Here is a 13,312-nt window from a genome sequence, read left to right as displayed (position 1 = left end):
CTACTCCAGCGTCGTGATCAGTTTCTCCAGGTGTTCCGCGGTGTCGGCGGTGCTCAGCGCCGCCTCGCGGATCTGCTCGAAGATGCGGTCATGTGCCTCCACTTTGCCGGGGTCGTCGATCTGCTCGATGGCGGCATCGTTCTCCAGGAAGACCATGGGCGGCTCACCGTGGGGGAACCGGAAGATGTTGACCAGCGTCGACATGCCCGGGTGCAGGCCGTCCGACAGGCGCAGCAGCCTCAGCTCGACGTTCTGCCGCCCGGCCATGGCCAGCAGGTGGCGGAGCTGGGCGCGGCGGTCACCGGCGTCGCCCCACTCGTACATCAGGGACGCCTCGGTGACGAGCGCGACCAGCTTCGGCGCCGTCCCGTCGTCGCGGTCCAGGACCTGCTGCCGCCGCACCCGCGCCCGCAGCGACCGCTCCCGCCACTCGGGCGGCTTCGATCCCGAGGTCAGAAGTGCCTGCATGTACGGCAGGGTCTGCAGCAGCCCCGGCAGCACCAGCGGCATGACCACCCGGATGTCCGACGCGTCGCCCTCGAAACCGGGGAACTCGTTGTCGAACACTTCCGGGTAGTCACGCCACCAGGCCCGCTGCCGTGCGCGCGTCGCCAGCTCCTCGAGCTCGTCGAGATCGCTGCCGCCGTAGATGCGCGCCAGGTCGCGGATGTCGCTGAGCTCGGGCCGCACCCAGGTGTTGGCCTCGAACCGCCCGACCTTGCCGCGACCCCAGTTCAACCGGTCGCAGACCTGATTGGCCGTGTATCCCGCCTCGACGCGCAGCTCCCTCAAGCGGCGCGCCAGCCCCCGCTTGGCGACGGTGGCGCCGTACGCGTCGCTCACCGGCGCCACCTCCCTTGACATACGGCCGGCATCATCATACGCCTTCCGAATTTGTGAATCACAGATCTGTCGGCGAGGAACCCGCGTGATCGAACTCGCCGTTCTTGACACCGTCCAGGAAACAGGCCCACTCGTGTTCGTCGAACACCGAGATGAGGTCGCCCGACGTGCGCAGAAGGGTCCACTCGCCGACGAAAGCGACCTCGATGCCGCCTTCGTCACTCTGCGAGCGCTTCCAGTCCACGGTGTCCGGGTCGATGCCGAGTTCCTCCACGGACGGCTTCTTCATCCTGTCTTCCTCGCCACAGCGCAGTAGCCCCACCGCGACCCATCACTGTCGGCGGCTTCAGGGTCCTCGGCACCCCACATGCCGACGTAGGTGAGCGCCGCCTCCGCCCCCTCGTACGGCGGGACGATCTCCAGCCCGGTGAAGAAGCGCTCGACCTCCGAGCGGGTCCGCGGAAAGGCGCCGGCCGAGGAACGGGAGTACACCCGCTTGAGGTTGCCGACCGACTCGTCGACCTGCCGGTCACTGGTGATGGACGTCAGGGCCAGGTAGCTGCCCGGCACCAGCCGCTCCATGTACTGCCGGATGAGCCCCCAGGGGTCGTCGTCGTCCGGCACGAAGTGGGTCAGCGCCACCGCCAGCAGCGCGACCGGCTCCGAGAAATCGATCATCGCCAGGGTCTCCTCGTGCCCCAGCAGACCGTCCGGGTCGCGGAAGTCCGCCGTGATGAACGCCGTCCCGGACGAGCCCGCCAGCAGCTCGTTCGCGTGCACCGCGACCAGCGGATCGTTGTCGGCGTACAGGATCCGCGCGTCGGGCGCGACCGCCTGCGCCGCGTCGTGGGTGTTGTTCATCGTGGGCAGCCCGGCGCCGATGTCGATGAACTGCCGGACGCCCTGCTCGGCCAGCCACCGCACCGAACGCTGCAGGAACCCGCGGTTCGCCCATGCCGCGTCCTCGAGCTCGGGCATCTTCGCGCGGACCGCCTCCACGGCCGTGCGGTCGACCTCGTAGTTGTCCGTGCCGCCGAGGATGTAGTCGTACATCCGGGCCGGACTGGGGACCGTGATGTCCACACCCGGTGGAGCCTGCTCGATGTCGCTCACCGTTTCGCCTCCGTCGCCGCAACTTGTGATGCACGAATTATGAAACATGTCCGGCCTCGCGGCGATGGTTCCGCCGTGTCCGGTCGCCGGCGATGGTTCGGCCTCCAGGTCAGGGGCATGACCGGGGCTATCGCATCGGCCGGAGGGAGGAAGACCATGAAGACCGCGCCGGAACTCGCACTGAGGCAGCTCACGATGCAGTTCATCGGCAACGCGACGACGCTGCTGCGCTGCGGGCCGTTCACGCTGCTGACCGACCCCAACTTCCTGCACCGCGGGCAGCGCGCGTACCTCGGGCACGGGCTGACCTCACGTCGGCTGACCGAGCCCGCGCTGAGCGTCGACGACCTGCCGCACCTGGACGCCGTCGTCCTGTCCCACCTGCACGGCGACCACTGGGACCGGGTGGCGCGCGCGAAGCTCGACCGGGGTCTGCCGATCATCACCACACCGCACGCGTCCCGCCGCCTGCAGGGCCGGAACCGGTTCCGGCACACGGTCGGCCTGCGGTCCTGGGAGTCGCACACCCTGGTCAAGGACGGGGCCCTGCTGCGCGTCACCGCGATGCCGGGCCGGCACGCGCCCGGCCCCGCGAAGATGCTCCTCCCACCGGTCATGGGCAGCCTCCTGGAGTTCGGTCCCGCCACCGGCGACGTCCAGTTCCGCCTCTACATCACCGGTGACACCCTCATGTTCGACGGAATCCAGCAGATCGCGCGCCGGAACCGCCACATCGACCTGGCCGTCCTGCATCTGGGAGGCACCAAGCTGCCCGGCGGGCTCATCGTCACCATGGACGCCGCGCAGGGCGCCGACCTGCTGGAGACGATCCGTCCCGCGAACGCCGTCCCGATCCACTACGACGACTACACCGTGTTCAGCTCGTCGCTGGACGACTTCCGCCGCGAACTCGACCGCCGCGGCCTGGCCGGGGACGTCACCTACGTCGACCGCGGCCAGACCCACACGTTCACCCCCGACCGGAGCTGAACTCGCCCGGAGCCGAACTCGCTCGGATCGCGAGCGGTCTTCCATCGTGCGGGCCGATGCTGCGGCCATGCGCGAATCGACCCAGATCCTGATCATCGGCGGCGGGCCCGCCGGATCCACCGCGGCGTCCCTGCTGGCCTGCGAGGGGTTCGAGGTGACCCTGCTGGAACGCGACACCTTCCCCCGCTACCACATCGGCGAATCCATCCTGCCGTCCTGCCGCCCGATCTTCGAGCTGACCGGGGTCTGGGACAAGGTGCAGGCGCACGGCTTCCAGCCCAAGGGCGGCGCCTACTTCCAGTGGGGCCCCGAGGAGTGGGAGGTCAACTTCTCCGACCAGGGCTCCGACAACGTCAACGCCTGGCAGGTCGTCCGCAGCGAGTTCGACCAGATCCTGCTCGACCACGCCCGCGAGCTGGGCGTGGAGGTCATCGAGGGCGTGGGCGTCCGCGAGATCGAGTTCGACGGTGACCGGGCGGTCGCCGCGCAGTGGCAGGAGGCCGGGCGGCCCGACGTCCGCGGCCGCATCGCGTTCGGGCACGTCATCGACTGCTCGGGGCGCGGCGGCGTGCTGGCCACCCGCCACCTGAAGAACCGCCGGTTCCACGGGGTGTTCCGCAACGTCGCGACGTGGGCGTACTGGAAGAACTTCAAGCCGCTCGGCAAGGGGCCGGAGGGCGCGATCGCCATCCTCTCGCTGCCGAACGGGTGGATCTGGGGCATCCCCCAGCACGACGGCAACCTGAGCGTCGGCCTGGTCACCGGGCGGGACCTGTTCAACGACAGCCGCGCCCGGCTGGGCGGCGACATCCAGGCGGTCTACGACGAAGCGCTCGCCCAGTGCCCGGCCATCCAGGACATGCTCGACGGCGCCGAGCAGGTGACCGGGATGAAGACCGAGCAGGACTACTCGTACGTGTCCGACAGCTTCGCCGGACCCGGGTACCTGCTGTCGGGCGACTCCGCGGCGTTCCTGGACCCGCTGCTGTCGTCCGGCGTCCACCTCGCCACCTACAGCGCCATGCTCGGCGCGGCGTCCGTGTCCAGCGTGCTGCGCGGCGAGGTCGAGGAAGAGGACGCGTGGCGGTTCTACGAGACCGTGTACCGGCACGCCTACGAGCGGCTCCTCCTGCTCGTGTCGGTGTTCTACGAGAGCTACCGGGGCAAGGAGTACCACTTCTACAACGCCCAGCGGCTGACGTCCGACGAGCGGGACAACCTGCACCTCCAGGACGCCTTCGACCGCATCATCACCGGCATCGCCGACATGGACGACGCCGAGAACGCGTACAAGGCCGTCCGGGAGCACCTGCAGGGAGCCGACAGCGGCGACCCGAACCCGCTGAACAACCTCAACCGGGTGCACGAGATCAAGGCGTCGCCGCTCGACCCGGCCAACGCCGTCGGCGGCCTGTACCTGGTGACCCGGCCGCGGCTCGGGCTGGGGCGCGCCGACGCCGCGAAGGCGAGCTGACCGGAGACGCGAGCCGACCGGAAACGCGGGCCGGCCAGAGACACGAGCGGCGCACCACGTGGGAGGCGTGGTGCGCCGTTTCGCGTCCGGGTGGGGGACGGTTCGGGCGAGGTCAGACGAGGGACGCCGCCTGGGCCAGGCCGCGGACGGTCCCGGCCCGGTCGGCGAGCGGCGGGAGCGCCGCGAACACCCCCGTCAGGCCGGTCGCTTCGAGCCGGCCGAGATGCTCGGCCACCTGGGCGGCGTCGCCGGTGATGCCCGTCATGCCGAGCGCGAGGTCGACGAGCCCGAGCTCTTCGAGGAGCCTGGCGTTCTTCCCGCCGACGGTGTGGTCCCACACGTCGTAGCGCCGCTCCATCTCCTCCACCGCGCCGAGCAGCTCGGGCGGGACGGTCTTGCGCATGTGCGGCGACTTCAGCCGCAGCGCGACGTCGGAGGCCAGCGCGGCGCCGATCTCGGCGTTGGCCTCGGCGCGGGTCCGCTTGACCGAGATGAAGCTGAAGCCCCAGATCTGGACCGCGTCGGGGTCGCGTCCGGCCTTCTCCGCCGCCTCCCGGACGGCGGCGACCTTCCGCGCCACCCGCTCCTCCGACATCCCGACGGTGGTGACGACCCCGTCGGTCAGCTCGCCGCCCAGGCGCAGGCTCGCCGGGTAGTCCGCGGCGACGAAGATCGGCATGGGGCGGACCCGGGTCAGGGCCTCGGTGTCGTACCCGTCGACGTGCGCCGACCCGCCGTCCAGGACGGCGCGGACGGCCGTGACGTAGTCGCGGAGTTCGGCGGGCGTCGCCACCGGGGAGCGCCCGACGACGCGGCGGACGCTGCCGCCGTTGCCGAGGGCGAGCATCATCCGCCCGCCGGTCAGCTCGTCGAGGCTGGAGACGGCGGTGGCGGTCGCGACGGGATGGCGCAGGAACGGCGTGGTGACCATCGGCGTCAGCGTCGCGGTCCGGCTCTCCTGCGCGGCGACGGTGAGCGAGACGTACAGCTCCCAGGCGCGGGCGGGCGTGTCCCCGACGCCGATGACGTCATAGCCGAGGGCGTCGGCGAGCCGCACCAGATCCCGGAATTCGGTGAGATCGTCCGCCCATTCGATGATCGCTCCCAGTTTCAAGAATCAGCCCTCCCGGAAATAGCCGCACGCACACGATTCCTTAAAGATAGATATGGTCGATAGTGCGCGCAATAAGGCTCCAGGCGTCGTCGAGCCGTTCTCGACCGGCAACGCGCAGAACGGGGAAAACGCCCTCGGCGGGGCGGTTTCCATTTCCATTGAGGCTCGACCGCCGCCCCATCCTTTCACCCGACGATGGTGGCCACAGCCAGCCCGTGCACAAGTGCGAGGAGAGTTCGAATGGACATCGGAGTCTGCCTGCCGACGACCGTCCCCGGTGCCGACGGCGCGCAGCTGATCGAGTTCGCGCGCCGCGCGGAACGGCTCGGATTCCACAGCCTGACGGTGGTCGACCGTGTGGTCTACGACAACTACGACCCCATCGTGACGCTGTCGGCCGCCGCGGCGGTCACCGAGCGGATCAGGCTGACGACGGCGATCCTGCTCGCCGCGTCCCGGCCGAGCACCGTCGAGCTGGCCAAGCAGCTCGCCAGCCTGGACCGGCTGTCGGGCGGCCGGCTGGTCGTCGGCGTGTCCTCCGGGATGCGCGAGGACGACTACACCGCCACGGGCACCGATCACGCGAGCCGAGGCCGCCGGCTGGACGCGATGATCGAGGAGCTCCGGGAGGTGTGGCGGGGCGAGGGCCCGGTGCCCGGCGTCGGCCCCCGCCCGGTGAACGGCGACATCCCGATCTGGGTCGGCGGCCACTCGCCGGCCGGGCTGCGCCGCGCGGCCCGGTACGGGATCGGGTGGATCTCCCCCGGCGGCCCGCCGCAGAAGTACCCGGAGATCGTCAACCGGGTGAAGGAGCTGTGGGCCGAGGAGAAGCGCGAGGGGTCGCCGCGGATGGGCGCCAACTGCTACGTGGCGCTCGGCCCCGGCGGCAAGGAGGCCGCCACCGAGCACATGATGAAGTACTACTCCTACATGGGCGAGATGGCCGCGCACCTGGCCAAGGGCGCCATCTCGGAGGAGTCGATGCTCCGGGACGTCGTGGACGGCTACGCGGCCAACGGCTGCGACGAGCTGCTGCTCCTGTCCGTCACCGCCGATCCCGATCACCTGGATCGGATCGCCGAAGTCGTGTTCCGCTGAGCGGGGTGGACCCCATGGAAGCGACCCCGGAACGGCCCCCGCGCACGATCATCATCGGCGGCGGCATCGGCGGGCTCGCCCTCGCGCAAGGCCTCCGGCAGGCGGGTTTCGGCGACGTCGTCGTGCATGAGCGCGACCGGTCGCCGGTGGGACGCATGCAGGGCTACCGGCTGCGGATCAGCCCCGAGGGCGAGCAGGCGCTCCGCGAATGCCTGCCCCGCCGCGCGCAGGACCTGCTCGTGGCGACGTCCAACGCCCGTGAGCAGGAGGGCCTGGTCGCCTACGACGAGCAGCTCGTCAAGGCGTGGGCCCCCGAGTTCAGCGACCCGCGCGGCGACGACCCCGACAAGGTGGACGCCGTCGACCGGGTCACGCTGCGCCGCGTCCTGCTCGCGGGCATCGGCGACGCGGTGCGCTGGGGCAGCCGGTTCACGCACTACGAGGAGGCGGACGGCAAGGTCGTGGCGCACTTCGCCGACGGCCACCGCGACACCGGCGACGTGCTCATCGCGGCGGACGGGGCGAACTCGCAGGTGCGGGCGCAGCTGCGGCCGGACGACCGGCACCACGACCTCGGCGTGCGGGCGATCCTGACCCGGACGCCGAGGGAGACGGCGATCGGCGCCGGCATCCCGGACGTCCTGCGCGACCAGTTCGTCAACGTGACCGCCCCGGACGGGGTCCGGCTCGCGTGGATGCCGATGGTGTTCCGCACCCCGCCGCGGGAGGCGGCGGCTCGGCTGTGGCCGGGACTGGAGTTCGACGAGACCGACGACTACTACATGTCCGTGTTCAGCGTCCACCAGGACCACCTGGGGTACACCGACGACGCGTTCTTCGCGATGAGCGGCGCGGACCTGTGCAAGCTGGTCCTCGACAAGACCGCCGGCTGGCATCCGGACCTGCGCGCCGTGTTCGCCCACGCCCAGCCGGAGGAGACCTACCCGCTCGCACTGCGGGCCACGATGCCCGTCGAGGCGTGGCCGGCCGGGCCCGTGATCCCGCTCGGGGACGCGGCGCACACGATGCCGCCGACCGGCGGGGTGGGCGCCAACACCGCGCTGCGCGACGCCGCGGGCCTGTGCCGCGCGCTCACCGCCGCGTTCCGGGACGAACGGGAACTGGCGGACGCGGTGACCGGCTACCAGCGGGAAATGGTCGGATACGCGACGGAGGCGATCGACATGTCGCTGCGGATCGCCAAATGGTCAATGAAGAAGATCGACGTCAACGAGACCGAACATTCCACCACACCGGCGCAATGACGAGAACGAGGAGAACGCAGTGACGACCACCGCCCCGGACACCGGCACCCCATCGGGAATTCTGCAACTCGCCAATGCCTTCTGCGACGCGAAGGCCGTACTGACCGCCGTCGAACTCGGACTGTTCACGACGCTGCACGACAAGCCGGCCGGCCAGGAGGAGATCCGGGGGGCCCTCGGGCTGCACGGCCGGGGCCTCGCCGACTGGCTCGACCTCCTCGTCGAACTCGACCTGCTCACCAAGAAGGACGGCCGCTACCACAACAGGCCCGGAGCGGACCGCTACCTCGTGCGCGGCCAGGAGTCCTACATCGGCGGGTTCATCGAACGTTCCAACCGCAACCTGTACCCGGCGTGGGGGCGGCTGTCCGAGGCGCTGCGCACCGGCGAGTCGCAGACGGGCAGCAGCTTCGAGGCGGTCGTCCAGAACCCGAAGATCCTCGGCCAGTTCATCCACTCGATGGACGCGTTCACGCGCGTGCTGGGCCCGCAGCTGATCTCCGCCTACGACGGCTGGTCCGGCTACGGGTCGGTGCTGGACGTCGGCGGCTGCCGGGGCGCGCTGACGGCGCAGATCGTCAAGGCGCACCCGCACCTGTCCGGCAAGGTGTTCGACCTGCCGCAGATGGAGCCGTTCTTCGACGAGCTGGTGGCCGAGAAGAGCCTCGCCGACCGGGTGTCGTTCCACGGCGGCGACTTCTTCGCCGACCCGCTCCCGTCCGCGGACATCATCGTCCTCGGGCACGTCCTGCACGACTGGGACCGCGACCAGCGCGGCCTCCTGGTGCGCAAGGCGTACGAGAGCGTCAACCCCGGCGGGGTGCTGCTGGTCTACGACCGCATCCTCGACCGCGCGTCCAGCCGGTCCGCGAACCTGCTGGTCAGCCTGGACATGCTGCTGGTCACCGACGGCGGCTCGGAGTACGAGGTCAGTGAGCTGCGCGAGCACGCGGAGGGCGCCGGGTTCACCGACGTCACCGCCCAGGACCTCGGCGAGGACGACACCCTGGTGATCGCGCGGAAGGCCCGCTGATGGGACGGCCGGCGTTCCTGGTGCTCGGATCGACCGGCGGGGTGGGGCGGCACGTCGTGGCCGGGCTCGCCGCCGCCGGCGAACGGGTCCGCGCGTTCACCCGCGACCCCGGCCGGGCCCGCTTCGGCGGGTCCGTCGAGGTCTTCGCCGGAGACCTCAAGGACTCCGGCGCCGTGCTGGAGGCCCTCCAGGACGTGGAGGCCGTCTTCATGGCGACGAGCCCGGACGCGCTGGAGCACGAGTTGACCGTCGCCGACGCGGTCCGCGAACGCGGCATCGGCCGGGTGGTGAAGCTGTCGTCGGTGGCGGCGAACCCGCCCGTCGCCGGCTCCGACTCCTACGGGCGGGCGCACGCGGCGTCGGAGGAGGCGTTCGCCAAGTCGGGCGCGGAGCTGACCGCGCTGCGCCCGGCCGGGTTCGCGACGAACGTCCTGCAGTGGCGCCGGTCGATCGCGTCGCAGGGCAAGGTGTTCCAGCCGTACGGCGACGTCGCCCGCGCCATCATCGACCCGGCGGACGTGGCGGCGTGCGCCGTCGCATGCCTGACGAGCGGTGGGCACGGCGGGCGGTCCTACCAGCTCACCGGGCCGGAGGCGCTGACGGCGCCGGAGCTGACGGCGCGGCTGGGCAAGGCGCTCGGGCGGCGGCTGGAGTTCGTCGCCGTGGAGCCGGCGCAGGCCAGGGAGGGCATGACCCGCGCGGGGATGCCGCCGGACCTGGTGGACGGGCTGCTGGCCTCGATGGCGGAACCGGGCCCGCTGCGCGGCGGCGTCCCGCAGCCGGACGCGGAACGCCTCCTCGGCCGGCCGCCCGCGACGTTCGAGACGTGGCTGGCCCGCCACCTCGACGAGTTCCGCGACCAGACCGGCCAGACCGCCTAGCACGACCGGAAATTCAGCAGGCCCCTCGGAGATGACCACCCGAGGGGCCTGCCGCTTGTGGGGGCATTCGCCCTGTGCGGGCCTTAGCCCTGTGCGGGCCTTCGCGCTGGACGGGATCAGACGGTGGCGCCCGGCCTGGCCGCCCGGATCACCCTGCGGAGGCCGGGGGCGGTGGGCGGGGACCCGGCCGCCTCGAAGTCCTTGCGGCGCTGCCGGGCCCGCACCGCCAGATCCGAGTTGCCGAGGACGGCGTCGGCGGGGCCGACGAGGTTGACGCGGCGGTTGAACGCGCGGCCGAGCTCGACGTCGAGCAGCACGCCGCTCGCCACCCCCTCGGCGATGAGCCGCTGCCGCTCCATCTCCGCCCGGTCGTGCTCCGGTACGTCCTGACCGGTGATGCGGTAGATGCGGGAGCGGTCCATGGCGGCCGACTCGCGGTAGACGGCGTCGGCCTCGCGTCCGACCGCGTCCTCGTACGCGACGGCCATCGCGGCGGGGTCGCCGCCGTGGCTCCCGATGCAGGCCGCGGCCGTGAAGGCGTAGGTCAGCGCCATCGCCGCGCCCCAGCCGTAGGCGGGGTTGGTGGTGCACAGGGAGTCGCCGACGGGCAGCAGGCCGAGGACGGCGGGCTCGCCGCCCACCACGTAGCGCCTGCGGACGTTGTGATGCCCGCCCATGATCTGCACGCCGTCGAGCGGGGTGCCGTTGGACGGGTCGACCCAGGGCGCCACGTCCGGGACCGCGCACGCGGCGGCCTCGAACGCCCACGTGTTGCGCAGCAGCCGCAGATCCTCGTCGGCGGGCGGCCCTTCGAAGCAGATCGCGAACGTGTCGTTGTCGCCGGGGAAGCCGATGTAGGAGATGCCGTCGGCCTCGCCGCGCAGCGTCGCGACGGCCGTCTTGGGCAGGTCGCAGCCGGGGGTGAACCGGTAGTAGCGGCTGAAGTAGACGGTCTGGCAGTCCTGGACGTCCGCGCCGACGCGCACGCCCTCGGCGGCGAGCCAGCGGGGCACGGGCGTGCGCTGGCCGCCGCAGTCGAGGACGACGTCGGCGGGCAGCTCATCGCCGTCGGCCAGCCGGACCCCCGTCACGCGCGGCGGTTCGCCCGGCGTCCGCAGGAAGGTCAGGCCGGTCGCGACGGCCGGGCAGGCGAAGGCGACGCCCGCCTCGGCCTCGGCGGTGCGCCGCAGGGCGAGCTCGAAGGCGGCGCGCCGCGCCCACAGGTTGGCGAAGTCGTCGTCGGACGGCCGCCAAAGCTCCTCGGGGATGAGCCGCTTGAAGAGGTTGATCACCTCGATGCCGCCGGCGCGGAGCCGTTCGAGGACGTCCGGCGCGTGCTCGGCGAGCAGGTTGCGGGTCCTGGCGGAGAAGCCGTGCGGCAGCCGGAACTGGGGGACGCCGCGCCGCCGCCACTCCATGAACGGGTCCCGGTCGTCCGGCGGGGCGGGGTCGCGCTCGACCACCGTCGCGGGCAGGCCGCGCCGGGCCAGAGCGATCGCCGCCGCGAGGCCGGCGACGCCACCGCCGAGGATGACGATCCGAAGGTTGTCGTCCGTGGTCGCCCGGGCTTGCGTCACGGCTGCCTCTCCTCGCGCTGGACTCTCCTGCGGGCAGGGCGCCGGCGAGCAAGGACGGCGCACTCCCGGATCGTCGCCGGAGAACGTCCACGCCCGGTGGAGGAGCGCTCGAACGGCGCTCGCCAGTGGCGGTGACATCCCTCGGCGGAGCGCTGACATCCCCCGGCGGAGCCGAGTGCGCCTCTAGCCGCCCGTGTCAGCCTCGCCTGGGAAGGATGGAGGTCGATCATGGACGAGACCGTTCCGGTGCTCATCGTCGGCGGCGGCTACGCCGGCCTGGCGTCCGCGCTGTTCCTGGCGCACCACGGGGTGCGCTCGATTCTGGTGGACCGCCATCCGGACGTGTCGGTGCAGGGCCGCGCGCGCGGGATCAACCAGCGGACGATGGAGATCTACCGGCCGCTCGGCGTCGAGCCGCGCATCCGGGAGGCGGGCCGGCCGTTCGACGGGGAGTCCGGCGTCGTCCGGTGCGAGTCCCTCGCGGGCGAGTGGAACTGGCTGCTCGGCGAGGAGGCGCGGACGTCGCTGCCCGACCTGACGGCGTGCGAGTTCGAGATGGCCGACCAGCGCACCGTGGAGCCGATCCTCATCGAGGCCGCGCGGGCGAAGGGCGCCGACATCCGCTTCGGCACCCGGTGCCTGGCGGTCGACGCCGGCCCCGACGGCGTCACCGTCGAGATCGGGGACCGCGACGGCGGGCGGCGGCGCCTCATCCGCGCCGATCACGTCATCGCGGCGGACGGCTTCCGCGGCCGGACCGGGCCGTCGGCGGGCATCGTCCGCGAGGGGCCGGGCGTCACGCAGAGCTGGGTGACGTTCGTCGTCCGGGCGGACCTGTCGCACATCATCACCAAGCGGGCGATGTTCTGGATCGTGGTCAACCCCGAGATCGGCGGCTTCGGGTCGTTCCTGACGACCGCCGTCCCCGGCCAGTGGGCGATCAGCTTCACCTACGACCCGGCGAAGGAGTCGCCGGACGACTTCACCGACGACCGCTGCCGCAAGGCGGCCCGCGCGGTCATCGGCGCGGACGTGCCGCTGGACATCGTGGACATCGCCTGCTGGGAGGAGGCGGTGGGGGTCGCCGACCGGTTCCGCGCCGGGCGGGTGTTCGTCGTGGGCGACAGCGCGCACGTGTGGCCGCCCGCGGGCGCGATGGGCGCGAACGCGGCCGTGCAGGACGCCCACAACCTGGCCTGGAAGCTCGCCGCCGTGACCGGCGGCTGGGCGTCGGACGGGCTGCTGGACACCTACGAGGCCGAACGGCGGCCCGCCGCGCTGGCGCTCGCGGACATCACCGTCCGCCGCCAGCAGGCCAGGTTCGGCGAGGAGCCGGACGGGGACGACGTGGACGACGTCCTGTGCACGTTCGGGCAGCGCTACGACTCCGCGGCCGTCGTCGGCGCCGGGCACGGCCCCGTGTACGGCGGCGGCCTGGACCAGGGCGCCGCGCCCGGCACGCGAGCGCCGCACCTGTGGCTCGACGTGCCCACCGAGGACGCGGACGGCGAGCGGATCACCGTCCACGACCTGTTCCATGACGCGTTCGTGCTGCTCACCGGCGAGGACGGCGCGGCGTGGACGGACGCGGCCGACAAGATCGCCGCACATGCCGGGATTCCGCTGCGTGCGTACCGGGTCGGGTCGGCCGACGGCGGACGGCGGGCCGCCGAGCTGTTCGACGCCGAGGACGTCTTCGAGGCCCGCTACGGGCTCGGCCGCGCCGGCGCCGTCCTCGTCCGTCCCGACGGGTACGTGGCCTGGCGGTGCCCGTCGGCGGCCGGCGACCCGCACGCGCTGCTCACCGAGGCCCTGCACCGGATCCTGCGCCCGTCCGCCCGGCGGTCCTGAACGTGTGAAGGCCCGCCCGGGCCTGGACGAAAAGGCCGGGCGGGCCTGAACGGAAGTCCGCCCCGGCCCGCCG

The 13,312-nt window shown here is 72.0% G+C and carries 12 protein-coding genes; 7 read left to right on the top strand and 5 right to left on the bottom strand.

Annotation, left to right across the window (positions count from 1 at the left end):
- The 3 genes from AB0C35_RS26765 to AB0C35_RS26755 are packed head-to-tail and all read right to left on the bottom strand — an operon-like array spanning window position 1 to window position 1,956.
- Entirely contained in the window at window positions 1–843 is an 843-nt protein-coding gene (locus AB0C35_RS26765; RefSeq protein WP_358461121.1) for a helix-turn-helix transcriptional regulator, read from the bottom strand.
- Window positions 844–901: 58 nt separating this feature from the next.
- Complete coding sequence (locus tag AB0C35_RS26760) at window positions 902–1,132, bottom strand: hypothetical protein (RefSeq protein WP_358461112.1); 231 nt, start codon at window positions 1,130–1,132, stop codon at window positions 902–904.
- Window positions 1,129–1,956 carry an SAM-dependent methyltransferase gene (locus AB0C35_RS26755; protein WP_358461109.1) on the bottom strand — a complete coding sequence of 276 codons (828 nt, stop codon included), beginning with the start codon at window positions 1,954–1,956 and terminating at the stop codon, window positions 1,129–1,131. The genes AB0C35_RS26760 and AB0C35_RS26755 overlap by 4 nt, the downstream gene beginning before the upstream one ends.
- A gap of 156 nt (window positions 1,957–2,112) precedes the next feature.
- Here AB0C35_RS26755 and AB0C35_RS26750 point away from each other — a divergent pair, with 156 nt between their 5' ends.
- Complete coding sequence (locus AB0C35_RS26750; protein WP_358461106.1) at window positions 2,113–2,946, top strand: MBL fold metallo-hydrolase; 834 nt, start codon at window positions 2,113–2,115, stop codon at window positions 2,944–2,946.
- A gap of 67 nt (window positions 2,947–3,013) precedes the next feature.
- Window positions 3,014–4,420, top strand: coding sequence for an NAD(P)/FAD-dependent oxidoreductase (locus AB0C35_RS26745; RefSeq protein WP_358461103.1), 1,407 nt, complete (start codon window positions 3,014–3,016; stop codon window positions 4,418–4,420).
- Window positions 4,421–4,532: 112 nt separating this feature from the next.
- Here AB0C35_RS26745 and AB0C35_RS26740 read toward each other — a convergent pair whose 3' ends face one another.
- A complete protein-coding gene (locus tag AB0C35_RS26740; RefSeq protein ID WP_358461100.1) occupies window positions 4,533–5,534 on the bottom strand; it encodes an LLM class flavin-dependent oxidoreductase in 1,002 nt (333 codons plus the stop codon).
- Between the two features lie 240 nt (window positions 5,535–5,774).
- Between AB0C35_RS26740 and AB0C35_RS26735 the strand changes: the two genes are divergently transcribed.
- From AB0C35_RS26735 to AB0C35_RS26720, 4 genes are read left to right on the top strand one after another with little or no spacing between them, the layout of a single operon-like run.
- Window positions 5,775–6,632 carry an LLM class flavin-dependent oxidoreductase gene (locus tag AB0C35_RS26735; RefSeq protein WP_358461097.1) on the top strand — a complete coding sequence of 286 codons (858 nt, stop codon included), beginning with the start codon at window positions 5,775–5,777 and terminating at the stop codon, window positions 6,630–6,632.
- A 14-nt stretch (window positions 6,633–6,646) separates the two neighbouring features.
- On the top strand, window positions 6,647–7,897 hold the full coding sequence (locus AB0C35_RS26730) for an NAD(P)/FAD-dependent oxidoreductase (RefSeq protein WP_358461094.1): 1,251 nt from the start codon (window positions 6,647–6,649) through the stop codon (window positions 7,895–7,897).
- Between the two features lie 19 nt (window positions 7,898–7,916).
- Window positions 7,917–8,930, top strand: coding sequence for a methyltransferase (locus tag AB0C35_RS26725; RefSeq protein WP_358461091.1), 1,014 nt, complete (start codon window positions 7,917–7,919; stop codon window positions 8,928–8,930).
- Window positions 8,930–9,811 (top strand): NAD(P)H-binding protein, encoded by an 882-nt coding sequence (locus tag AB0C35_RS26720; protein ID WP_358461089.1) that lies wholly within the window; start codon window positions 8,930–8,932, stop codon window positions 9,809–9,811. Before AB0C35_RS26725 ends, AB0C35_RS26720 begins: the two co-directional genes overlap by 1 nt.
- A 116-nt stretch (window positions 9,812–9,927) precedes the next feature.
- On the opposite strand, the gene AB0C35_RS26715 is transcribed toward AB0C35_RS26720, so the two are convergent.
- Window positions 9,928–11,388, bottom strand: coding sequence for an FAD-dependent oxidoreductase (locus AB0C35_RS26715; protein ID WP_358461086.1), 1,461 nt, complete (start codon window positions 11,386–11,388; stop codon window positions 9,928–9,930).
- A gap of 228 nt (window positions 11,389–11,616) precedes the next feature.
- Between AB0C35_RS26715 and AB0C35_RS26710 the strand changes: the two genes are divergently transcribed.
- Window positions 11,617–13,239, top strand: coding sequence for an FAD-dependent monooxygenase (locus AB0C35_RS26710; protein WP_358461083.1), 1,623 nt, complete (start codon window positions 11,617–11,619; stop codon window positions 13,237–13,239).
- Window positions 13,240–13,312: the final 73 nt, after the last annotated feature.

The sequence above is a fragment of the Spirillospora sp. NPDC048819 genome (assembly GCF_040650055.1).
Lineage (GTDB): Bacteria > Actinomycetota > Actinomycetes > Streptosporangiales > Streptosporangiaceae > Spirillospora.
Note: the sequence above shows the minus strand (reverse complement) of the source record. Positions and strands in the feature narration are given on the sequence as shown.

Excerpts from the sequence above, each read along its gene's own strand:
- AB0C35_RS26735 (WP_358461097.1), top strand. The coding sequence starts at position 5,775 with ATGGACATCGGAGTCTGCCTGCCGACGACCGTCCCCGGTGCCGACGGC.
- AB0C35_RS26730 (WP_358461094.1), top strand. The coding sequence starts at position 6,647 with ATGGAAGCGACCCCGGAACGGCCCCCGCGCACGATCATCATCGGCGGC.
- AB0C35_RS26750 (WP_358461106.1), top strand. The coding sequence starts at position 2,113 with ATGAAGACCGCGCCGGAACTCGCACTGAGGCAGCTCACGATGCAGTTC.
- AB0C35_RS26760 (WP_358461112.1), bottom strand. The coding sequence starts at position 1,132 with ATGAAGAAGCCGTCCGTGGAGGAACTCGGCATCGACCCGGACACCGTG.
- AB0C35_RS26745 (WP_358461103.1), top strand. The coding sequence starts at position 3,014 with ATGCGCGAATCGACCCAGATCCTGATCATCGGCGGCGGGCCCGCCGGA.
- AB0C35_RS26720 (WP_358461089.1), top strand. The coding sequence starts at position 8,930 with ATGGGACGGCCGGCGTTCCTGGTGCTCGGATCGACCGGCGGGGTGGGG.
- AB0C35_RS26710 (WP_358461083.1), top strand. The coding sequence starts at position 11,617 with ATGGACGAGACCGTTCCGGTGCTCATCGTCGGCGGCGGCTACGCCGGC.